Consider the following 22,842-nt stretch of genomic DNA (forward strand, 5'->3'; position numbering starts at 1 on the left):
AAAATGTCATATAAACCCTCATTTAACAAAAAAAAATAAGAATCCATTTTGAAAAGGATTCTTATCTTATTCAGCAAAATTAAGGTTTATTATATTCCACATATCTTATTCCATACTTACTCCCGAAATAGAATAATATTACTGGATATTTATTAGCATTTTAATATTTTGATTGCCCTACAAATATTAAGACGAATAAAACGGTTGAATCATCCAGTCGTAAAAAACTAATTACCCGGCAGGAGAATACCGCTCCAGCTACCTACATCGCATTGGCCAAATTCATTATTACCTACCGCTACCACCGTTCCGTCTGATTTAAGTCCGACCGTATGTGCACAACCAGCCGCTATTGCTACAATATCTCGCCAATCACTTACATTACATTGGCCATACTCATTCCAACCTACTGCCGCCACCGTTCCGTCTGATTTAAGACCGATTGTATGATTCGTACCAGCTGCTATTGCTACAATACCCCTCCAACCACTCACGTCACACTGGTTATGTTTACCATTCCCCACTGCCGTCACCGTTCCGTCTCGTTTAAGACCAACAGTATGAAGATAACCCGCTGTGACCGATACAATACCTCGCCAGCTGCTTATATTGCATTGGCCATATCGATTATTCCCCACTGCCGTCACTGTACCGTCCAATTTAAGACCGACTGTATGCCAGTCACCCGCCGCAACCGCCACAATATCTCGCCAGCCACTTACATTGCATTCTCCTTCTTTATTTCGGCCCACCGCCACTACCGTACCATCCAATTTAAGGCCAATAGTACGACGCCATCCCGCCGCAACCGAGACAATATTATGCCAATCGTGTACATTACATTGGTCATGCTTATTCCAACCCACAGCTACCACAGTACTGTCACATGCAAGACCGATTGTATGTGCATTACCCGTGTTCGTCGCCATATGAACATTACCCGCTGCGACTGCTTCAATATCACACCAGCTGCTTATATTGCATTCTCCTTCTTTATTTCGCCCCACTGCTACTACCGTGCCATCCAATTTAAGAGCAACGGTATGACCACGACCTGCCGCTATCGTATCTTTGGGCCACCGTTTCGCTTTTAACATTTCTTCTTTCGGTGAAATGTAATTCATGTTTTTCCTCCTTGCATATAAGCAACTGTATCCAAATAGATATTTTTATCTAATTTCATTATAAATGACCCAACTTTTTTTATAAATTTACAGCTACAAAAGAAGTCTATTATTACTTCTTCAAAAAATAAAAACCTCCAGTTTAAATACTAGAGGTTCCTTCTTTATTTCTTCAATCGTTCAATAAAATCGTTCAATTTATCAAGTGATTTCATATTCTGATTACAAGCTACACCATCTTTGCAAATATAGTTTCCCTTTTTAACGAAAGTTCCTGGTACATCACCTTTAATTTCCACTAAAAACATTCCTACTTCTTCATGCCCATGACATAATGAACAAATGCTTTTTTTATTTAAACTTTGAAAAGTTCCTTGCAGACCAACAAACTTATTTTTATCATTTTTCGCTATAATAAATTTCCTACTGGATCCTTTATCAATCCAGCTTAAATAGGATAATTCTTTCATATCCAGTTCTTCCATATCAGGAAGTTTTAACTTTTTCGCCTTAGGAAATAATTTTTTTAATGTTTGCGCTGTAACTTCCTGAAACGGAATGACATACGGATTTATTTTCATTAAAAACGATTCTGCATCTTCTCTATTTTGAACTGTTAATACCGTATCGATTAACTCTTTCTGTTCATCCGTTAAATTCTCAAATACATGTATTATTTTTTCAATCGCAAGTGATTTTAATGCTTGAATTACACCTCTATCATTTGCCGTTGCGTGCCCATTTGCTAAAATATAAGCTTGTGATTTTATAAAATTATATTGATCACTTCTAATAAAAGCTTCCATCTTTATCACTCCATACAAATTGTTGATCTAGTCTTATTGTATACAATGATTCAGTTTTTTGATATGTAAAAGATAACTTAGAAACAAACATTACATACATCGCCTATTCTCTATCGCTGCATTTCCTGACAAAAGAAACCATCGTCTGTTTTCCATTCTGCATATAATACGTCTTCAAATTTAGTAATTCCTTTTTGCTTTATTTGTTTATAAAGCCATCCTTCATCAAAACCTGCTTCCCTCAAATTATCCTTAACTACTTTCCCATCACTAATTAATGAAATCGGTAAGTATACAGGCTTATGTTTTAAACTTAAATCATTTATAGTAGGAGATTCATATTTACTTTTTTTCAATACACTTATGTTTCCGTTAGGTTCCAATATCATATACTCAACTTCTCGAATTGAAAATATATCTTTTTGTTGCCTAAGCATTTGTTGTAATTGGTTTATATCCAAATGATTTACGCTTAATTGTTCACGATCAATCTTTCCATTACGAATAATAATTGAAGGATATCCTTCAAAAAACCTTCTTGTTCCCCTTATTTTTTGTGTTATCACTTCTATAGTATAAATTAAAATTACCCAAACAAATACTGAATACAAAATAGACCATACTTTAATTTTAGGATCATATATTGAATTTCCAACGAGCTCACCTAGGACGATTGCAGAAATAAAATCAAAGGGCGTTAGCTGAGATATTTGTGTTTTCCCTAATATTTTTGTAGCAATTAATAGAACAAAAAAACCAACTAAAAGCTCTATCGTTATTTGTCCAATATGATTCATATATGTTCACCTTTCTACTTTTCAAGTGCTCTGTATACCATTTAATAAAAAAAACGGCACATTTTTTCTATTATCATGCCCGTTCACACCTCATATATCCAATACATATAAAACAAAAAGAGTCTGATTCAAAGTAATATATGAATCAGACTCTTTTCCTCTTATTTAGAATACACAATCTTTTTAATCGTTTCCCCAGAAAGAAAATATTCTTCTGCAAGTTGATGAATAGCAATTCCGCTTTTAAATGCTGCTTTAATCGCGTTATTTCTTTCATCTAATTGTTTTCTTCCTCCAGATCGTGTACCCCATTTATAATGTTTCGTTTCTTGTTTTGGAATGTAAATTGTTTCACCTTGTATATACTTTTGAATTTCAGCAATTAAACTTTCTGGTAAAACTGCCGCAGCCTTTACGTATTTCATTTCTGCTCGCCCCTTATTTTTTATGGTTCATTTCAATAAGGTGCAAAGCCAAATATAAAAAATGATACGAGCTCATTTAGGCGATTGTATATTACTTGTCTACCTCACGCAAAGTATCGCCATTTCCATACTTGGCTTTGCATGAGACGTTGCAGTGTCTGGCAATTGAATTATAATCGCCATATAAACACCTCCTAATATACCTTTTGCATTTTATTATATGATAAATTTCCTCTCCTTGCATCCACACCCTTCTTAAAGCACGAAATTACTTAGTTTGATATAATACTTTTTAATCAAATCAAAAATCATTGTGAGGTTACATTATGAAGAAAAAAATTATCATTACAATCGTTACACTATTCTTTATTATCACAGTATTATTCGGAACATACAAATTGATGAACGCAAGAAACTTTCAATTATTTGGAGATTTAACACAACGCGTAGAAACAAATGAAAAAGTAATCGCTTTAACTTTTGATGATGGCCCTACTAACAATGTAAAACAAATATTACCTTTACTGGATAAATACAACGCTAAAGCTACTTTCTTTTTAATTGGAAATGAACTAGAGAAAAATCTATCATTAGGAGAAGCTATCACGCAATCTGGGCACCAACTTGGAAACCATACATATTCTCATAATAGAATGGTTTTCAAAACACCTTCTTTTATTAAAGATGAAATAGAAAAAACGAATTCATTAATCCGGCAAACAGGATTTACAGATGAAATTGATTTTAGACCCCCTAACGGAAAAAAATTAATTGGGCTACCCTATTATTTAAATAAAAATAATATCGAAACGATTACGTGGGATCTTGAGCCTGATACTTTTTATAAATCTACAGCTGATAAAATTGACTACGTTAATAAAAATGTAAAACCAGGTTCTATCATTTTATTACACCCTATGTATGATAAATCTAATGAAAATTTACAGACCATTGAAGGTATTTTAGACTCTTTATCTAAAGAGGGATATCAATTCGTCACAGTAAATGAACTGCAAAAAAGAGCAAAATAAGGTGAAACTTTAATCAGTGGGGGGTGCCCATCCCCCACTTAACTTCTTCGCTTTCGCTGAGTTTTGAGGTGGGGGTCTTACTGCCCGGCAAATAAAAGGATAAAAAAGGTAGCGTATCATATAACGATACGCTACCTTTTTTGTTAAATAATTCCAAGCACATTTAGGAATACGATAATAATCGCAATTGGTGCGATATAGCGAAGTAAGAATAACCATAATACGAATAGTTTATAGCCTTTATTTTTACTTACACCAAGCTCTTTCATTAATACATCTTTCTTCATTTTTAAAGGAACAAAGATAGAAACTAATAGAACACCAAGCGGCATTAATACGTTACTAACTGCATAGTCCGATAAATCAAAAATAGTCTTTCCAAAAATCTTCAGATCACTTAATATACCAAATGATAATGCTGATGGTACTCCAACAACGAAGATTAATAATCCAACGATTAAAGCCATTTTTTCACGTTTCCCTTTACCTTTTGCAGTTAAAGATGCAACGCTAATTTCTAACATCGAAATTGCTGATGTAATAGTAGCAAAGAAGAATAGTAATAAGAAAACGATGAAGAATAATTTTCCGAACGCCATTTTACTGAAAATAGCTGGCAATACGATAAACAATAATCCTGGTCCTTGAGATGGTTCCATTCCAAATGCGAATACAACCGGGAATATCGCAAGTCCTGCAAGTAATGTAATAACGAGCGTTAAAGCTACAATAGAAAATGCTGAACGCGGTAAACTTTCTTCTTTCGGTAAGTATGAGCTATACGTTACCATAACGGCTACACCGACAGATAATGAGAAGAACGATTGCCCCATCGCATATAAAATAATTTCTGACGTTACGTTTGAGAAATCAGGTTGTAAGAAGAAGCGAACTCCTTCACCAGCACCGTCTAATGTAAGTGCACGAACAATTAAGACAAAGAATAAAACGAATAGTGCTGGCATGAAATATTTATTTACTTTTTCAACACCATTTTGTACACCTTTACTTACGATGAAAATAGTAATAAGGATGAATAATAGCTGTGACCCGACTGCTAAATACGGATTGGAAATGATTTCACCGAACGTAGCTTCGTACGCCCCATTTCCTTCCCACAGTCTACCTGTAATTGCATTCCATAAATATAATAAAATCCATCCTCCTACAACACTGTAGAAAGAAAGTAATATGAAACATGTTACAATTCCTAATTTACCTAACCACGGCCATAACGTTTTCGGTGCGATTTCTCTATACGCATCAACGGCCTCTTTTTGTGTACTTCTCCCAATAACGAATTCGGCTAATAATAGCGGTAAACCAATTAATAATGTGAAACCGATGAAAATAAGGAAGAATGCGCCGCCTCCTCCGATGCCGGCCATATATGGGAATTTCCAAATCGCCCCAAGACCAATTGCTGAACCTGCTGCAGCTAATACGAAACCTAATTTCGATGTCCATTGCTGTGAATTCATCTGTTAATCTCCTCTCTTTATCTTTTTCTGTTTTATAATTTGGTATTTATATTGTTCTATCAATACTTTTTTCTAATACGTTCACTTCCTCCCTAATAAAAAAACGTCCCTACGTAAATACGTAGGGACGACAAAAATATCGCGGTACCACCCTAGTTATGAAGATACAACAAAAGTAAGACCTAAATAAAAACGTCCCTACGTAAATACGTAGGGACGATAAATATCGCGGTACCACCCTAGTTGTGAAAAAATCTTCACCACTTTATTTGATAACGGTATAAACTACCGTCTTCCATTTCCTCATAATGTGAGATTTATGAAAGATGCTCCAGGACGAACTTCATGAATAATCTATATACTGATTCACACCAACCATCAGCTCTCTGAAATAGGGAGATTTTCACTACTATACCCTTTCATTGCCCAAATATTATTTTCCGAATTGATTACTATCATTTTTATCACACATTAAAAATAGTGTCAACTTATATTTTAAGTTTTTATGTCTTATATTCTATTAAAAAAATTTGAAATATGACTTTTGTATGAATAGTATTTGAACTTATATGGTTTATACTGTATTAACTTCTCTAACAGGTTTATAGTAGTATACGGTAAAGTGAAACTTTAATCAGAGGAGGATGCCCCACTGATTAAAGTTTCACCAATTTTGCGTTTACTCGTAGTAGCAGGGCTTCCACTTAACTTCTTTCTCCAGCCTCATTTTGAGGTAGGAGTCTTACTGCCCTCAAAGAGCGAGATACATGCAAGGCAACATGAGTAGGAGGAACAAATTTTGTCTACTTCAAAAGTTTTAAAAGGTACTGCTTTACTAAGCGGTGCAACAATGATTTCACGTATTTTAGGTTTTATATACTTCTTCCCTTTTCAATTATTAGTTGGAACACAAGGGGTCGCTTTATACGGATATGCATATACTTGGTATGGTATTTTATTAAGCTTTTCAACTGCCGGTATTCCTATTGCCGTCTCCAAATTTGTTGCAAAACATAATGCACTCGGTGATTATAGTACAAGTAAAAAATTGTATAGCTCGAGCATAAAATTAATGCTATTTATGGGCTTTTTAGGATTTTTAATTTTATTTATTGGAGCGCCTTACATATCACAATTTATTATTCGCTCTAAAACGCCAAATCCACAATTTATCGCTGACGTAACACTTACAATGCGGGCATTAAGTTTCGCACTTATTATCGTACCGGCTATGAGTGTTACACGCGGCTATTTCCAAGGTTTTCAACATATGAAACCAAGTGCTGTTTCTCAAGTCGTAGAACAAATCGCACGCGTTGTTTTCATTTTAGTTGGTAGCTTCATCGTTTCCAAAATATTAGGAGGTTCCGTAGCCTCTTCTGTTGCTGTTGCTACATTCGGTGCTGTTATCGGGGCACTTGCCAGCGTCTCTATTTTAATGCTGTACTGGAAAAAGTATAACGGATTAAAGCCTCCTGAAGGTGAATTAAAGTCAAGGGCATCCGATATTCCATTACGAAATATTTATATGGAATTACTTCGATATGCAATCCCAATTGTATTTGTGGGTATTGCAATTCCACTCTATACGTTAGTAGATCAATATACCGTAGCTGATGTCCTTAGAGCGATGGGAGAGCCTTTAGAAACCGCGAATGCAGTTTTCGCTTATATAACGAACTATGCACAAAAGTTAATTATGATTCCGGCTTCACTTGCAACTGGATTCTCATTAACAATTATTCCGGCTATAACGAAATCATTTACAAGCGGAAAACTAGAAGAATTACAAGAACAAATTTCAAAGATATTCCAAGTATTGTTATTCTTCACTATCCCAGCTGCATTTGGTCTTGCTAGCATCGCTTACGATGCATTTCGAATGATTTATGTAGATCCTAAAATTGCACTTGATGGATCACAATATTTAATTTCATTTGCACCTTCTGCTATATTAGGTGCGATTTTCACAGTTTCTGCAGCTATATTACAAGGCATTGATTATCAAAGAAAAACAATGATTGCATTCTCAATCGGTATTCTTGTGAAGATTGTAGTAAACATACCACTTTTACACTTATTCGGTGGACACGGTGCTGTACTTGGAACAATTCTCGGATACCTCGTTTCGAATATTATTATGTTGTATTGCATCATTAAGTTTGCGAAATTTAAAATTGGTGAAACGGTGAAAACAGTATTTCTTATTACGATATACTCCGCAGCAATGTCTGCTGTTGTAATTGCATTAAAAGCAATTATAAGCTGGATTATTCCTGGCCAATCTTATATCGAATCACTGCTCATTGTATTTATATGTGGTGCGGCAGGAGGGCTTGTTTACCTTTTATTCGTATTAACGAGTGGACTCGCTTCACATATTCTTGGTAATCGTATTCAACGTTTACCTGTACTAGGAAAATTAGTAAAATAAAAAAACAAAAGATGTAACTCGTTGTTACATCTTTTGTTTTTACTTTGCATATTGAATGCGTTTTTGTTGCTCCGCAATATTTAATTCTGGAGTATATTGTTTTACTAAATGTAATACCTCTCCCATTAACAATTCTAACTCTTTCACACTATTCTCTGGATGTCCTATTAAAATATTCGCCATACGCTCATATAAATTTTCAGGCTTAATCCCCATTCGTTCCACATTATATGGCATCCATTTAAATGCAGGATGATGCACGTACATGCGGTTCAGACCAAATAAGACTCCAAATATATTTCTTTGAACTTCACAAATAACATCATATAGCATAAGCCAATCTTTTCGTTTTAAAAGAGCCTCTCGATTATGCCAACGATTGCTTAACCAAAGGTTTTCTGCAATCATTTTTTGCGCCAATTCTTCTGGATACGCTTCAACTCTATCTTTTAGAGTATGTACTTTCACTTCTCCATACAAACTCACACCATCATGAATGGATGATACAATACATTGTTTCTCATAATTGATATCATACCGCTCTACAACTTCTGAAATAATTTTTTCTACGGTCACTGTTAAAAAATTACTAATCTCTAGTTTAATTCCTTCTTTCGTCAAATACGTCTCCGACCATTCTTCTTCCTCGTAAGGATAATATGATAAAATTTTTCCACCAATATGATTAATAGGCTCTTTACGATCCTCATCCTCTGGTGGTTCCGACCATAAAATATGTAATTCAATATCTGAATGTTCATCCTCTAATTTTCTAGCTACTGAACCTGCTAAAATAATAGCTTCGATTTTCGGGTTTTTTCTATAAATCTCCGACATTTCTATCGCTTTCTCTCTTAATCCCATTTCATTCCCCCCTAAAACTGCAGTACTCCCCTTTCTCTTCATTTATCTATTTCGATATTGCATATTATATTACCTTTTCAAATTCACACTTAATCAAATTTCTACCCAATAACGCTGAACAACTTCACCAGTACGAGAAGAAACTACCTCATTTTCTAACACACCGCCAACCTTTTGAATCGTTTTAGCAGAACCGATATTGGATTTATCGCAAGTTATTAATACTTTCTGCAATCCTAATTTTTGCGCTTCAGTTAATGCAAGCTTTAGTTGTTTCGTAGCGTAACCGTGGCGACGTTTATTCGGATGGACACTATATCCAATATGACCGCTTTCCCTTAATAATTCTGGATTTAATCTATGTCTAATATTCACAAAACCTATAAGTTCCCCTTTTTCAAAACTTAAAAACTGACTAGATGGCACTCGATTCGCTTGTAAGTTTTCTCCTACTTCTTGTATACTCACTTTTTCAAACCATTCAGCTAGGGAATCAAAATTTTGTAAAGAGCTACTACCGTGTGGTTGTTCTCCTGCATGTAAAAAAGCCTCCCGATACTCTATAATTTGTTCACTATATTTATGCGTTGGTTTTAATAGTTTCATCGTGCTTTCCCCCTCTTAATCCCCTAAAACAAACCCCTTAATAGCTCTATTTCACCATTAAGGGGTTTCTATCATTTTTATTCAAATAACCCCATACTCAAATAACGTTCACCAGTATCAGGTGCAATACATAAAACTTTTTTACCAGCGCCTAGGCGCTTCGCTATCATAATTGCTGCGTACACAGAAGCTCCTGAAGACGGCCCTACTAATAAGCCTTCTTGTCTAGCTAAGTTTCTCATTGTCGTTAAAGCCTCTTCGTCTGCAATTTGAATAATTTCGTTATACACTTCTGTATTTAAGTTTTTCGGAATAAATCCTGGGCTTGTTCCTACTAGTTTATGAGGACCTGGTACACCACCTGATAAAACGGGAGATCCTTTCGGTTCCACTACTGCAATATATAAGTTTGGTAATTTCTCTTTTAACGTTTCACCAGTCCCTGTAATCGTTCCGCCTGTTCCTGCCGTTGCAACAAAAGCATCAAGCTCTCCATCCATTTGTTCGTAAATTTCAAGTGCAGTCGTATAACGGTGAATATTCGGATTAGCTGGATTTTCAAATTGTTGCGGGATAAAACTATTCGGTATTTGTTTTTGCAGTTCTAACGCCTTCGCAATTGCTCCTGGCATTCTTTGTTCTGCTGGTGTTAAAACTACTTCTGCCCCGTATGCTTTCAATAAATTAATACGCTCTTTTGACATATTGTCTGGCATAATTAAAATCGCTTTATACCCTTTAGCAGCTGCGTTCATCGCTAAACCAATTCCTGTATTCCCACTTGTCGGTTCAATAATTGTATCCCCTGGTTTAATGAGACCATTTTCTTCTGCAACATGAAGTAAATTATAAGCAGCACGGTCTTTCACACTACGTGATGGGTTAAACATTTCTAGTTTCACATACACATCCGCTGCGTCTTCCGGAATAAATATAGATAATCGGACGACAGGTGTATCTCCTATTAATTCTGTTACGTTTTCACATAATTTCATAGTACATCCCCTATTCTATCGTTTTCTTATCACTTGGTAATAACCATGAAGTAAGTCCAATTAACGGTAAACAACTACATAATATCATAATGAACTGAAGGCTATATATATCAGCTAACTTTCCTAGTACTACAGCACCTAGAGCACCAAGGCCGAACGCAAGACCTACAATTAGACCTGATACCATCCCTACTTTTCCCGGAACAAGCTCTTGCGCGTATACAACAATTACACTAAAACTACTTGAACTAATAAAACCGATACATAAAAATAAAGGTACGACCCACACAAGTGAGACATGTGGTAATAACAGTGCAAGTGGCGCTGAACCTAACATTGAAAATACGATGATGTTTTTCTTACCAAATCGATCTGCTAACGGTCCTCCGAAGAAAGTTCCTAACACACCAGCAATCATAAATGCGAATACGAAATACTGGGCATTTTTTATAGATAAATCATAATGCTCAATTAAGTAAAATTGATAGAAATTCCCGATACCGGCACCGTACCAAGAGCGCACAAAAGTAAGAAAAACAAGAAGTATAATAACGAATTTAATGTGTGTACTTACAATTGCATTTTCCGCCTCAAGTGCAGCTCTCTTCTTCCTTCTTACAGCGCCGGTTGCTAATTCATTTTTGTACCAATTCGATACGAAAATTAATAATATAATTCCTACTGCTGCAAATGCTGTAAAACCTAAAGAACCAATTTGACCAAGCGGAACGAAAATTAGCGCTGTAAAAATGGGAGCTAAGGAATTCCCCGTGTTTCCCCCAACTTGATAAATCGCTTGCGCTAACCCTCGTTTTGCACCTGCCGCCATATACGCAACACGAGCGCCTTCTGGATGAAAGACTGCAGAACCTAAGCCAATAAATAAAACAGAAATAATAACAATAATAAAGTTTGGTGCAAACGCGAGTCCAATCATTCCAAGCATACTCGAAAACATGCCGAGTGGTAATAAAAATGGTGACGGCTTCTTATCTGAATACATACCAAACACCGGTTGCATAATCGATGACGTCATATTTAACGCAAACGCAATCCACCCTACTTGCATATAGGATAAATTCATCGTTTTTTCCAAAATAGGAAACAACGCCGGCACAACTGCTTGCATCGAATCATTTAAAAAATGTCCGAAGCTAATCGCAAATAATATTCGGTATATTGTCGGTGTTTCTACAGTTTTTTTTTGTGAAACTGCCTGCATATGTGAATCTCCCCTTTCTGTACAAAATATTTATTAAAGTAGGTGTAATAAATTCTGACTTTTGAAACATTTCCATTCTATACTGCTTTCATTTCTTTTTCCAGAAATATAACTTAACTTCCGTCATTGGCTTGCATCCTTGTAACTTTCAGCGGTAAAACATTACAGAAAAAGGCAACCCAATCACATACTGGGTTGCCTCTCAAATTAAATCGCAAAACGCTTATACTTTTCGTAATCACTCGTCTTACATTCTAGTTCAATTTTTGTACCTTCGTTCTCATAACTCGTAGATAAAACGTGCGCATGATTGTTGAAATACGAAACTACCTGTCCTTGGTCATATGGAATTAACATTTCACACTTCGTATACTCTTTATAAATATACGAGCGAATCATTTCTACAAGCTCTTCAATTCCAACATGCTTCTTCGCAGATAAATACACGCGGTCTTCTTGTACTTTTGGAATTTCAACATCTATCATATCTGATTTGTTATATGCATATATCGTTGGAATATTTTCTACTCCAATTTTCTTTAACGTTTCATTTGTAATATCAATTAATTGTTCATAATTTGGATTTGCGTAATCTACAACGTGAATAAGTAAGTCTGCTTCTGCTACTTCTTCTAACGTTGAACGGAACGCTTTCACAAGATGATGTGGTAATTTACTTACAAATCCAACCGTATCCGTTAATAAAAATGATTTATTATCTGGTAAATCAATATTTCGTACAGATGTTTCTAATGTCGCGAATAACATATCTTTTTCAAATACTTGTTTTTCTTCCGTACCATTATAAATTTCCAGCATTGCATTCATCGTCGTTGATTTTCCTGCGTTCGTATAGCCTACTAATGCTACAACTGGTACTTCATTTTTCTTACGTTGCTTTCGCTGCGTTTGACGCTGAGCAACAAGCGCTTCTAAATCTTTATTTAAAACTGAAATTTGCTCTTCAATTTTACGACGATCTAACTCTAATTTCTTCTCACCGACACCTTTATTTTTCGTACCAACGCCGCCGCTCTGTCTTCCTAATGATTCACGAAGACCGATTAAACGAGGCATCATATACTGAAGATGCGCTACTTCTACTTGCAGCTGCGCTTCTTTCGTTTTCGCACGTTGCGCAAAAATATCTAAAATTAAAATGGTACGATCAATAACTTTACAGTCTAAATCTTCCTCTAAATTTCGAATTTGTGAAGGAGATAATTCGTCATTAAAGATTACCATATTCGCATCTACTTCATTTACATAGGCTGCTACTTCTTCAATCTTTCCTTTTCCAATATAATGTGATGGATTTACTCGTTGTAAATTTTGCGTCACTTGCCCGATTACCTCTACATCACAAGCTTCTGCAAGATTCGTTAACTCTTCCATAGAATATATAAAATCATCTTCATTTCCTAAATTCACTCCAACTAAAACTGCTCTTTGTAATAATTCTTCCATATATTTATTCCTCCATTTCGATTACGTAAAATAAAAAACACAGGTCGCTGCCTGTGTTTTCGTAAACGGATAAGGGTTCACCAAAGAAATAGAAGAAAGTTATACTTTCATCCTATCTCATAGTCAATAAGTCTCAAGATCATATACGAATCCACAACAAGTGTTCACCTATACGATCCCAATCTAATTTTAAAGGCAAAACAAAAAGAGGGCGTATTCGTCCCTCCCTCTTTTTCACATATAAGCTTAATAAAGGGTTCCTTTAAAATAGGCAGACCAATCCCGTTCACTCTGTACACAGACAGAGCCTTTGAGCGCTATTCAATTATCGGCACAAAGTATTGAGACGTAATCTGATTAAGATCAAAGGAAGCCCCTCCGTTCATTTTAAGTTATATAAAGTGTAGCATAAGTAATTCGCTTTCACAAGGTTAACCCCCCTATAGAAACAGAAAGAAAATCTTTATATTTTTACTTTAATCGTCATTTTTTGCGTGTTCTTCTCACAAAAAAACTAACAACAGCAATGATCAATAGCAGACCTATGGATATGATAGCAACTTGCCACCAACTGAAACCACTCACCATTCCACCTTTTAAATTCACTTTCTTCGTCGGAACAGACTCTTTTGCAATATGACTTAAAGCCGCTTTGTCCACCCCTGCCTCATCCAATCTCTTCGTTCCACTACAACTATGTGTGTGTAATTGTTTTTCTGATCCCCTTTGAGAAGAAAACACTAAGTACTCTCCTCCCTCTACAAAGTGAAACACACAATCACCACCATTTGTATATACGATAATTTGCGAAGAAGTTGTCCCTTTCCATATTTTCTTCACTTCAAATAATACTTCAATCCCAATCCCTTCTTTCCTTCCAATCTCAATTACTTTCCCCTCAAACACTACATCATTTTTTTGAAATGCATCTTCTGCTGTTACATTAATACAATCACAGGCATGAGATTTCTCTGGAAAAATAATAAGAATAAAGCTACAAATAATGACAACAGGCAACATGCGCAAAATTCTTTTCAAGGAGCCCCACTCCCTTCATTATCAATTTCAAAAGCTTCTCGTATATTATTTTTACGCTACTCGTCAAATTCCTCTAGAGTAAATTAAACGGTATCGTTTCCATACAATAAAAGTCTTTATTGACATTTTTATAACCTGATATTAGTATCAGGTTATAAAAACAAGTTAGGAGATGTCCCTATGAATTCTAAATCTCGTATTACCGCAATTGGTACTTATGTTCCAAATCAAATATTGTCTAATAACGATTTAGAAAAAATGGTCCATACGAATGATGAATGGATTGTGCAAAGAACAGGCATGAAAGAAAGAAGAATTGCTAACGAAGACGAATACTCCTCACACTTAGCCATTAAAGCAGTCGAAAATTTGTGTACAACATATAAGAAAAACTTAGAAGATATTGACTGTGTCATCGTTGCTACAACTACTGCTGACTATGTTTTTCCTAGTGTCGCTTGCCAAATACAACAATACTTCAACATACCTCATACACTAGCTTTTGATTTAAATGCGACTTGCGCTGGTTTCACATACGGACTGCATGTCGGTAATAGCTTAATCACTTCTGGATCACATCAAAAAGTACTCGTCATAGCGACAGAGACATTATCTAAAGTTACTGATTACACCGATAGAACGACCTGTATTTTGTTCGGTGATGGCGCTGGAGCTATTTTATTAGAAAGAGATGAAAACAAACCAAGCTTTATTGCTGCTCACATGGGAACAAACGGTGACGGTGGTATTCATCTATACAGAACAAACTTATCTACTACTATGAATGGCACACCACTACAAACAAATGAAAAAATCGTTCAAAACGGAAGAGAAGTATATAAATGGGCTGTACGAACAGTACCATACGGCATAAAAGAACTATTACATACTGCAAATTTGCAAATAGATGATATAGACTGGTTCATACCACATAGTGCTAACTTAAGAATGATTGAATCTATTTGCGAAAAATCAAAAATATCTATTCAAAAAACATTAACGAGTGTGGAAGATATGGGGAATACATCTTCCGTCTCTATTCCACTCGCTTTAGATTTAGCTAGAAAAAAAGGAAGATTAAATAACGGAGATACACTTTTGCTATACGGATTTGGCGGTGGACTTACGCATTTAGGGCTTATTGTGGAGTGGGATTTAAGTTAAGTATTGAAAAAGAGGTTCTAATTAGTGACTAGAACCTCTTTCTCATTTAATTTCTCGCCCCTTTTCGAGACCATATCACAATAGGAATAAGCAATAATGCTAGCACTCCTCCCGCTAATGATAATGCGGCATAACTGGAATTCGCTACTATCATACCTGACATCGCTCCACCAGAAGCCCCAGCTAACGCAACAAATACATCTATTTTGCCTTGTGTTTTTGCACGTGTAGAAGGTATAGTTGCATCAACAATTTGAGCTGTGCCACTTATTAAACCGAGGTTCCAACCTAACCCAAGTAAAGACAGAGCAACAATTAATAATAGTAAAGAATCACTCGGCGCCATCGCAGCTATGACACCCGCCGCTAATAAAATTATTCCACCAGCTATACTCATCGTAGTTCGTCCGATTTTATCAATTAACATTCCTGTAACGAGAGACGGAAGATACATTGCACCTACATGAAAACCAATTACAAGCCCTACTGCACTTAAACCATGACCATGATGCCCCATATGAACTGGCGTCATCGTCATAATCGCAACCATCACTATTTGAGTAAGTATCATAACGATTGCTCCAACTGTAATACCTCGTTTGTTTTCTTTCACTTCTTCTGTTACTGGTTGCCCTTTATATGTATGTTCTCGTTTATATGTTTCTATTATGTTAGCAATAATTAATGGATCTGGACGAAGCATAATAAAAAGGACAAGACCCGCCAGTATAAATGCCGCTGCTGATAATATAAACGGACCTGCAAGGTTAGGAATTCCGATTGAATGGGCAAAATCTCCCATTACGCCTACTAAGTTCGGTCCTGCAACTGCACCGAAAGTCGTCATAACCATCGTAATACTAATAGCAGTTGCTCGTTGTCTCTTATCTGCTAAATCGGTACCAGCATAACGAGCTTGTAGATTCGTCGCTGTACCTGCACCATATATGAGTAAAGAGACTAGTAATAAAATAATACTATTTGTTAAAGCAGCCAATACAACTCCAATAGCCCCTAGCCCCCCTACTATAAACCCTGTTGCAAGTCCTATTCGGCGACCATATTTTTGCGATAACTTCCCAACAAAGAAAGCCGCTACCGCAGACCCCATTGTAAACATAGCAGCCGGTAATCCTGCATATGCATCTGTCCCAAGCATTTGCTGCGCAAGAAGTGCACCTACTGTAATTCCAGCAGCTAATCCCGCTCCACCGAACATTTGTGAAATACTTACGATTATTAATGTTCGTTTATATAATTTTTGTTGCTCTTCTTCTGTGTACATACGATTACGTATTGAAGCATCTGCTATCTCTATCATTTCCTCACCCTCTCTATAAAACTAATACCTCTTGTTAATGTACTATAGAACAACAAAATCCCAAAATTTAAAATGCTACAGTTTATTTATTAATGTAAAGAACCCCACGGTTTATGTTTCGCTCATTAACGAGGGGCTCCCAAAATCACAGGGTAGATCTTCCTATATTTTACATTAAAACTTTCGACTATTTTACAACTACATCTTGATTATTTTCAAAGCCCTCTGCCTTACCTTCTTTCATTTCATAATAATAAGAAGGTAATTCTATACCATGCTCTAAGAAATAATCCTCAATTAATGAAATAATCACTTTCAATGTTTTCAAACGTGCATATAATTTATCATTACTCGCGATAATTTGCCACTTCGCATTTGGCTTACTTGTTTTTTCAAACATGTCTTCCATTGCTTCAACATACTCATCCCATTTTTCACGATTACGCCAATCTTCGTCTGTAATTTTCCATCTTTTCAAAGGATTTTTCTCTCTATCTTTAAACCTCTTTAACTGTTCCTCTTTACTTATATGGTAGAAGAACTTCCCTATTATGTAATGGTCATCTGTTAGTAGTTTTTCAAAATCATTAATCTCATCATATGCTCTCATCCACTCTTCCTTTGTAGCAAATCCTTCCACACGCTCAACTAACACACGACCATACCATGAGCGATCAAAAATAGTAATTTGCCCGTACTGTGGAATTTTGCGCCAGAAACGTTGCAAATAATGGTAACGTTTTTCATGAGGTGCAGGCGCTCCAATTGGATTTACTTGGAACCCACGCGGGTCAAGATGTTCCGTCACCCGCTTAATTGCCCCACCTTTACCAGCCGCATCCCAACCTTCCATAACGAGCATAACCGCAATTTTTTCTTCTTTTAAAATTTGCTGTAATGCTAATAAGCGCCTTTGATATTTTTCGAGTTTCTTATTGTACTTAGATTTTGATTCAATTTTTTTCGTTAAATCTACTTTAGCAAGATGCCCATTTTCCATAAAACAAATCCCCCTTGTTGTATGATAATATTATTTTAACATATTTTTGGTAAATTTTTCATATTACAAAAAACTGTGCAGGAAAATCTCTACACAGTTTTCACTCTAACTTTACATCTACCTCGATATTCCCTTTTCTATTGCTCACAGCTTTCATAAAGAATATAGCAATTAAAACAACTGTAATAACCGTGCCTGCAATCGGAGATATGTTTAGTGGAATGTTAGAAGCGATTTTCACATTTTACAATCGAATGATTGGGGGAATCCCCCTTCTAGTAAAAAATAAGCAAATACTGTAAAGCCAATGATTACTACTGAAAATTATGTAGTTACAACTCCTATTGGTATTGTAAGCAGCGTAACATTTGAACTTTCTCTTACAGAACTGACAATTGAATATATACCTAAAATAAGACTAAGTATCGCAACACTTATATACACAATTACTGCATACCAAGGATTAAAGTCTAATAAAATTCCAGAAATAACTATATACAAAAATAATAGTTGCAGAAAAACACTGCTTGCCATACTTATTAATATTTTCAGCATACGCTTCCCCTTATGTTCACCATTCCTTTTTTTTCATTGCGTTTGATGTGTATTAGCATATGAATCAAATGTAATAATTCTTAACAATCACCCTTATATTATTTGGTATATCCTCTTATAAAGAGAAGATAATAACAAATAAATCCGTTACAGAATAGGAGGTCTCAAAAAATGAACCGAAAAATATTCTCTCTCTTTGTGCTTATTTGTGTAGTACTACCAATGCAAGCTAGCGCTTACACATTTCAATCGCTACCAATTGTGTTAAAGTCTAAACAATGGTATATCGAAATTGATAAATCTCATAACTCAAACGAACAAGTAATCCGGTCAAAACAAGGTGTATATGATACGTATAGTTTACTCGTAAAAAATATCGGTACTGATGTTTCAAATGTATCTGTAGAAATACTTGATAACACGCCTACATCTAAAGCTACCTTTACACCTACTACATCTGATGAAAACATCTCAAAAAGTCATACAAGCTTTGACCACATGGTATTTCCATTAGACCTTAATAGCCATAATTTTAAAGTCGTTATTACTTGGGAAGAAAAGAATTTCTCTTACAATGGTCATCCAGTAAATGAGGGTAAAAAAATGAAACAAACATTTGTATTTAATGAAGACTAAGCCTTATTTTAAGTATGGCTTAGTCTTTTTTTATGAAACCCGATTGGATCGCTTCTGTCACTTCTTTTGCAATTTCCATTTTCGTTGCTTTCTTGCAAATACATGTTTCCCATATATGTACAGAAGGCTCTTCATTAGAAAGGTGCTTCAGTAATATGAGCCGTTCATACTCTATTTTATTATCAACAGGAGTCACAATATATACAGTAAAATTCTTCGTATCAAATACCTGTTCTTTTACAACATATTCGCCTTGTAGTTCCGATTCTAAAAATTCGTTGAAGCAATCTACAACCATATAGGATAACTCCTTTCATTATAAATCCAAATTTTTAATCAAACTTACGAATACTTGGGACAGATAGCGCTATTACAATTGTAAAGATTACGAATAATGCTAGCATTAATATAGTTACCTCTCCGCCTATTACATTCGCTAACCAACCAACAACTACATATCCTAATGGCAATAAAGAAAAAGAACCTAACATATCAAGGCTTGCTACTCTTCCGAAAGCTTCTTCCGGTACGAGCTCTTGTAAACTCGTTTCCCAAATGAGTCCAAATATCATCATACCGAATCCTTCAATTGCCATTAAGAATATTAAAGCAGGCGCCCAAGAAATAAAAGGCATAACTAATAGAGCGAAGCCGCTAATTAAAACACCTCCATAGGCCAGTAACCCTCTCTTGTGCCACCGCTCTTTCCCACCAAATATTAATGCGACAATTACAGCACCGCCACCAGAAGATGCCATTCCCAGTCCGTAAACGTAAGCTTCAAAATGATGATGAATATTAAATAACCATGGAATTAATACGACGATAATGCCGGCATAACAAATATTTACGAAAGAAAAAACGAAGATTGTAATCCAAAGCCACGGATGACTTTTTAAAACTAAAACACCCTCCATAAACTCCTTTTTATAATCGACCTTACTCTTTTCAATCGATTTTATTTTTTTAAACTTAATTTCTTTTAAAAATAATAAACATAAAAATGATAATAAGTACGTTGCTGCATCTAATCCAAATCCTATCCCAGCAGATGCAACTGAAACGATTAACCCACCAAGTACTGGTCCAATTAACCGTATGCCTTAATTACTCATTTGCGTTAATGCATTAGCTGCATTGCGAATTTCAGGTACGAATACTTTCGCCCTCACGGCAGAATATGCTGGCTGAAATATCCCTTCCATAAGTCCATATACGGCAACGAGGACATATAACAGCCTAATCGTTAACAAATCCGTAAATATAAGCGATGCAAGTAATAGCATTACTATACAGCGGATTATATCCGTAAATAACATTAATTTTACTCGATCAATTCGATCTACAACTAACCCTGCAAACGGTAAAGCAAGAATATTAGGTAGCATATACATTGCCATAGTCATCCCCATTACAACTGTTGAACCAGTTAGTGAGTAAACAACGACTGGCAAAATAACCATTGTTATAGAACTCCCTAAAGTTGAAAGCAATTGTCCAATCCACAAAAACTTAAAATGCCGTGATACTTTGACTGGCAACAGTAATTTTCCGACATATCCTAAACCTTTTTTGGTTTGTATTTCTCCCTGCATTTTCCTCACCTCTTTTCACTTAACTATAAACTCTATAATAAACATCTGAAAAATATTAATATTCTATTTTAAATTATAATATGAAACTACTATATTTATGGTAAAATTATCAAAAAAATACAAGGGAGAAAATATGGTCATGCCTTCCAATTCACCTAACATCGAGCACCAGATCTATACAATGTGTATGATCCAGCGTAACAATGAAATTTTACTTTTAAAACGTCCCAATCATCGAGGCTTTCCTGGCTATATAGCTCCTGGCGGAAAAGTAGATTTTCCAGAAAGTATCGTCCAAGCTGCTATACGAGAAGTAAAAGAAGAAACTGGACTACACGTTTCTAATTTAACTTTTAAAGGGGTAGACGAATATGTAAATCCTAAGGGGCATGTTCGATATATGGTATTCAACTATTGGACCGACTCATTTGAAGGCGAGCTTCTTATTAATCCTCCTGAGGGTGAATTAGTATGGGTGCCAATCGATACAGCACTCAATCTTCCTATGCAAGATTGGTTTAAAGAAAGATTCCCATTATTTTTTGAAAAAGGTACGTTTGAAATTCAACGTGTTTGGGACCGAGACTTAGATAAACAAGTCGCTATGACAATTACCCATACGTAAAAAAGCTTGGAATCCTTCCAAGCTTTTCTTACTTCACCTCTATTTTCTTAATCTCATAATCAATTTCTAAAAACTTAACTCCGAATATCCACATTTTATGGTGAGCAGTTAGCATGTGACCCTTTCCCTCTTTAATGATAAAAATCTCTGTTAACGGTAAACGGATTGTAAAGAAACCAGTATGTAAATAAATCCCCTCATCTCCCTTACTATTTTCTCTCAACTTACTAGTAATGATTAAATCATTGCTATCATTACATACTTTTAAAATACCTGTCATATTCGAATAAGGTAAAGGCAATGCAATATTCATATATGTCTCGTTCTTATGCGTATGTTTTGAATACAGAGCCAAAAAAATAGACTCTCCTGCTTCATTTTCCCTTAGCCAAGCCCTTACATTCTCTCTCCCATCTTTCTCATCATTTACACCTATGATAGAACCATACATTGTTTCCCACTTATCGCCCATCCCTAAATGTATTTGTCCTACTCGTTTACTCATTTTCGTATAACAAAATGCAAATGGACGGAACCAACGAGCCCATTTAATATTCGATTGTAACTCATACGCTGCTGTATTTTCATAAAAACGAATTATACTTAAAGGAACCTTCGTCACGTCAAATGACTCACTATGAAAATCATTTATTTTATCAACTAAACCGTTGTATTCCTTACTATCTACTAAATTTCCATTCTGTAAAAATGTCCCACCAATTCTCACGCTTCCTCTTAATCTACTCATTGGTTTCCCATAGTACTTATAGTTTGGAGCACTCTTTTCAATCATCCAACCTACAAATGCTGGTAATGCTACTCCAATACCATTTACCACACCGTGAATCCAAACCATTTGAGCAATTGTAATCGTCAGTACTTGTTTTAAATTTCCGTATGAATATATGAGTGAGAACATAATTGTAACCATGAGCGTACTAGACGAAATGATTAAGAGAACCTTTGCACGAATAGCATTAAATTTCGCTTTCCAAACGTAAATACCATATCCATAAATAGCACATAAATATATCACAACTGCAAAAAATTCAAATATCCTCAAATATGTAATTCCTATTGCAACTGTCATAGGTGAAATCATGATGATAAACATAATAGCATCATACACTTTACTTCTCTTTTCTCTTTTTCTCCCTATTAAACCAGCTGATAATGGCAATAAAAACGACGAATAATGAAAATGTGCAGCTGTGAGTAAAACAATGTCAGAGCTAAAATGCATAATTGAAAGTTTTGCTACTGAAGCAAAAAACCAAAAACCACCTAAAAACAAATAAATAAACGCACTATCTATGACGGTCTCCTCTAACGGCTTCCATCCTCTTTCTAGCAATCTACTTACACCAAATAACGCAACAATTCCTGTATATACAAACCAAACTAGCGCAAATAAATAGTGATTTGTGACGAAAGCTAGCATTGCGCAAATTGCTGCGATTGGATATAAAAACGATACGAATTTATAAAATAATAAATACGATCCATTTCTTGTTCTTTTATCAATAATACAAAAAGACATCGGTATAAATAATAAAACAGATAATAATATAATTGCTTCAACAGGATTTATATTCGACCACTCACATATTAGAAAAACAACATAACAAGCAAGCCCAAATATTATATTTTTCATAT

General features: G+C 35.3%; 21 protein-coding genes, 1 pseudogene and 1 other annotated feature. Of the genes and pseudogenes, 5 read left to right on the forward strand and 17 right to left on the reverse strand.

Features of this window, described 5'->3' with window-relative positions; all coding sequences use genetic code 11:
• Positions 1-227: 227 nt before the first annotated feature.
• From G9F74_RS19555 to G9F74_RS19570, 4 genes are all read right to left on the reverse strand, one after another.
• Positions 228-1,124, reverse strand: coding sequence for an RCC1 domain-containing protein (locus G9F74_RS19555; RefSeq protein WP_016108153.1), 897 nt, complete (start codon positions 1,122-1,124; stop codon positions 228-230).
• 164 nt (positions 1,125-1,288) lie between these two features.
• The gene (locus tag G9F74_RS19560; RefSeq protein ID WP_000387067.1) at positions 1,289-1,930 is read right to left on the reverse strand and encodes a FusB/FusC family EF-G-binding protein; all 642 of its coding nucleotides are present in this window, start codon (positions 1,928-1,930) and stop codon (positions 1,289-1,291) included.
• Positions 1,931-2,040: 110 nt separating this feature from the next.
• Complete coding sequence (locus G9F74_RS19565; protein WP_001015539.1) at positions 2,041-2,727, reverse strand: DUF421 domain-containing protein; 687 nt, start codon at positions 2,725-2,727, stop codon at positions 2,041-2,043.
• Between the two features lie 161 nt (positions 2,728-2,888).
• A complete protein-coding gene (locus G9F74_RS19570; protein WP_000878303.1) occupies positions 2,889-3,152 on the reverse strand; it encodes a CD3324 family protein in 264 nt (87 codons plus the stop codon).
• 326 nt (positions 3,153-3,478) lie between these two features.
• Here G9F74_RS19570 and G9F74_RS19575 point away from each other — a divergent pair, with 326 nt between their 5' ends.
• Positions 3,479-4,183, forward strand: coding sequence for a polysaccharide deacetylase family protein (locus G9F74_RS19575; protein ID WP_000726868.1), 705 nt, complete (start codon positions 3,479-3,481; stop codon positions 4,181-4,183).
• 143 nt (positions 4,184-4,326) lie between these two features.
• On the opposite strand, the gene G9F74_RS19580 is transcribed toward G9F74_RS19575, so the two are convergent.
• The gene (locus tag G9F74_RS19580; RefSeq protein ID WP_001088192.1) at positions 4,327-5,664 is read right to left on the reverse strand and encodes a sodium-dependent transporter; all 1,338 of its coding nucleotides are present in this window, start codon (positions 5,662-5,664) and stop codon (positions 4,327-4,329) included.
• 209 nt (positions 5,665-5,873) lie between these two features.
• Positions 5,874-6,096 (reverse strand) — a binding site (T-box leader).
• A 367-nt stretch (positions 6,097-6,463) separates the two neighbouring features.
• On the opposite strand from G9F74_RS19580, the gene G9F74_RS19585 reads away from it, so the two are divergent.
• Entirely contained in the window at positions 6,464-8,098 is a 1,635-nt protein-coding gene (locus G9F74_RS19585; protein ID WP_000107898.1) for a putative polysaccharide biosynthesis protein, read from the forward strand.
• Between the two features lie 39 nt (positions 8,099-8,137).
• On the opposite strand, the gene G9F74_RS19590 is transcribed toward G9F74_RS19585, so the two are convergent.
• The 6 genes from G9F74_RS19590 to G9F74_RS19615 all read right to left on the reverse strand — a co-directional run bounded on the left by G9F74_RS19590 (position 8,138) and on the right by G9F74_RS19615 (position 14,290).
• Entirely contained in the window at positions 8,138-8,962 is an 825-nt protein-coding gene (locus G9F74_RS19590) for a DUF4037 domain-containing protein (protein ID WP_000524270.1), read from the reverse strand.
• Between the two features lie 93 nt (positions 8,963-9,055).
• Positions 9,056-9,568 (reverse strand): GNAT family N-acetyltransferase, encoded by a 513-nt coding sequence (locus G9F74_RS19595; RefSeq protein WP_000771309.1) that lies wholly within the window; start codon positions 9,566-9,568, stop codon positions 9,056-9,058.
• 77 nt (positions 9,569-9,645) lie between these two features.
• Positions 9,646-10,563, reverse strand: coding sequence for a cysteine synthase A (gene cysK, locus G9F74_RS19600; protein WP_165406237.1), 918 nt, complete (start codon positions 10,561-10,563; stop codon positions 9,646-9,648).
• 10 nt (positions 10,564-10,573) lie between these two features.
• Entirely contained in the window at positions 10,574-11,785 is a 1,212-nt protein-coding gene (locus tag G9F74_RS19605) for an MFS transporter (protein WP_001149404.1), read from the reverse strand.
• A 207-nt stretch (positions 11,786-11,992) separates the two neighbouring features.
• The gene (gene hflX / locus G9F74_RS19610) at positions 11,993-13,252 is read right to left on the reverse strand and encodes a GTPase HflX (protein WP_000391889.1); all 1,260 of its coding nucleotides are present in this window, start codon (positions 13,250-13,252) and stop codon (positions 11,993-11,995) included.
• A 483-nt stretch (positions 13,253-13,735) separates the two neighbouring features.
• Positions 13,736-14,290, reverse strand: coding sequence for a hypothetical protein (locus G9F74_RS19615; RefSeq protein ID WP_000821918.1), 555 nt, complete (start codon positions 14,288-14,290; stop codon positions 13,736-13,738).
• A 180-nt stretch (positions 14,291-14,470) separates the two neighbouring features.
• Here G9F74_RS19615 and G9F74_RS19620 point away from each other — a divergent pair, with 180 nt between their 5' ends.
• The gene (locus G9F74_RS19620) at positions 14,471-15,454 is read left to right on the forward strand and encodes a ketoacyl-ACP synthase III (RefSeq protein WP_016108152.1); all 984 of its coding nucleotides are present in this window, start codon (positions 14,471-14,473) and stop codon (positions 15,452-15,454) included.
• Between the two features lie 46 nt (positions 15,455-15,500).
• Here the strand turns inward: G9F74_RS19620 and G9F74_RS19625 are convergent, their stop codons facing one another.
• From G9F74_RS19625 to G9F74_RS19635, 3 genes are all read right to left on the reverse strand, one after another.
• Complete coding sequence (locus G9F74_RS19625) at positions 15,501-16,775, reverse strand: MFS transporter (protein WP_000569593.1); 1,275 nt, start codon at positions 16,773-16,775, stop codon at positions 15,501-15,503.
• A 187-nt stretch (positions 16,776-16,962) separates the two neighbouring features.
• Entirely contained in the window at positions 16,963-17,775 is an 813-nt protein-coding gene (locus G9F74_RS19630) for a polyphosphate kinase 2 family protein (RefSeq protein WP_000427321.1), read from the reverse strand.
• Between the two features lie 324 nt (positions 17,776-18,099).
• Entirely contained in the window at positions 18,100-18,330 is a 231-nt protein-coding gene (locus G9F74_RS19635; protein WP_016108151.1) for a hypothetical protein, read from the reverse strand.
• Positions 18,331-18,501: 171 nt separating this feature from the next.
• Between G9F74_RS19635 and G9F74_RS19640 the strand changes: the two genes are divergently transcribed.
• On the forward strand, positions 18,502-18,966 hold the full coding sequence (locus tag G9F74_RS19640; protein WP_016108150.1) for a hypothetical protein: 465 nt from the start codon (positions 18,502-18,504) through the stop codon (positions 18,964-18,966).
• A gap of 19 nt (positions 18,967-18,985) precedes the next feature.
• Here G9F74_RS19640 and G9F74_RS19645 read toward each other — a convergent pair whose 3' ends face one another.
• Positions 18,986-19,264 (reverse strand): hypothetical protein, encoded by a 279-nt coding sequence (locus G9F74_RS19645; protein ID WP_016108149.1) that lies wholly within the window; start codon positions 19,262-19,264, stop codon positions 18,986-18,988.
• A 34-nt stretch (positions 19,265-19,298) separates the two neighbouring features.
• Positions 19,299-20,561 (reverse strand): annotated as a pseudogene (locus tag G9F74_RS19650) (MFS transporter).
• Positions 20,562-20,700: 139 nt separating this feature from the next.
• Here G9F74_RS19650 and G9F74_RS19655 point away from each other — a divergent pair.
• Positions 20,701-21,186, forward strand: a complete 486-nt coding sequence (locus tag G9F74_RS19655) for an 8-oxo-dGTP diphosphatase (protein ID WP_001139831.1) — start codon at positions 20,701-20,703, stop codon at positions 21,184-21,186.
• A gap of 28 nt (positions 21,187-21,214) precedes the next feature.
• Here G9F74_RS19655 and G9F74_RS19660 read toward each other — a convergent pair whose 3' ends face one another.
• On the reverse strand, positions 21,215-22,840 hold the full coding sequence (locus G9F74_RS19660; RefSeq protein ID WP_016108146.1) for a YndJ family protein: 1,626 nt from the start codon (positions 22,838-22,840) through the stop codon (positions 21,215-21,217).
• Positions 22,841-22,842 lie beyond the last annotated feature (2 nt).

The organism is Bacillus sp. EKM202B, assembly GCF_011066025.1.
Lineage (GTDB): Bacteria > Bacillota > Bacilli > Bacillales > Bacillaceae_G > Bacillus_A > Bacillus_A toyonensis.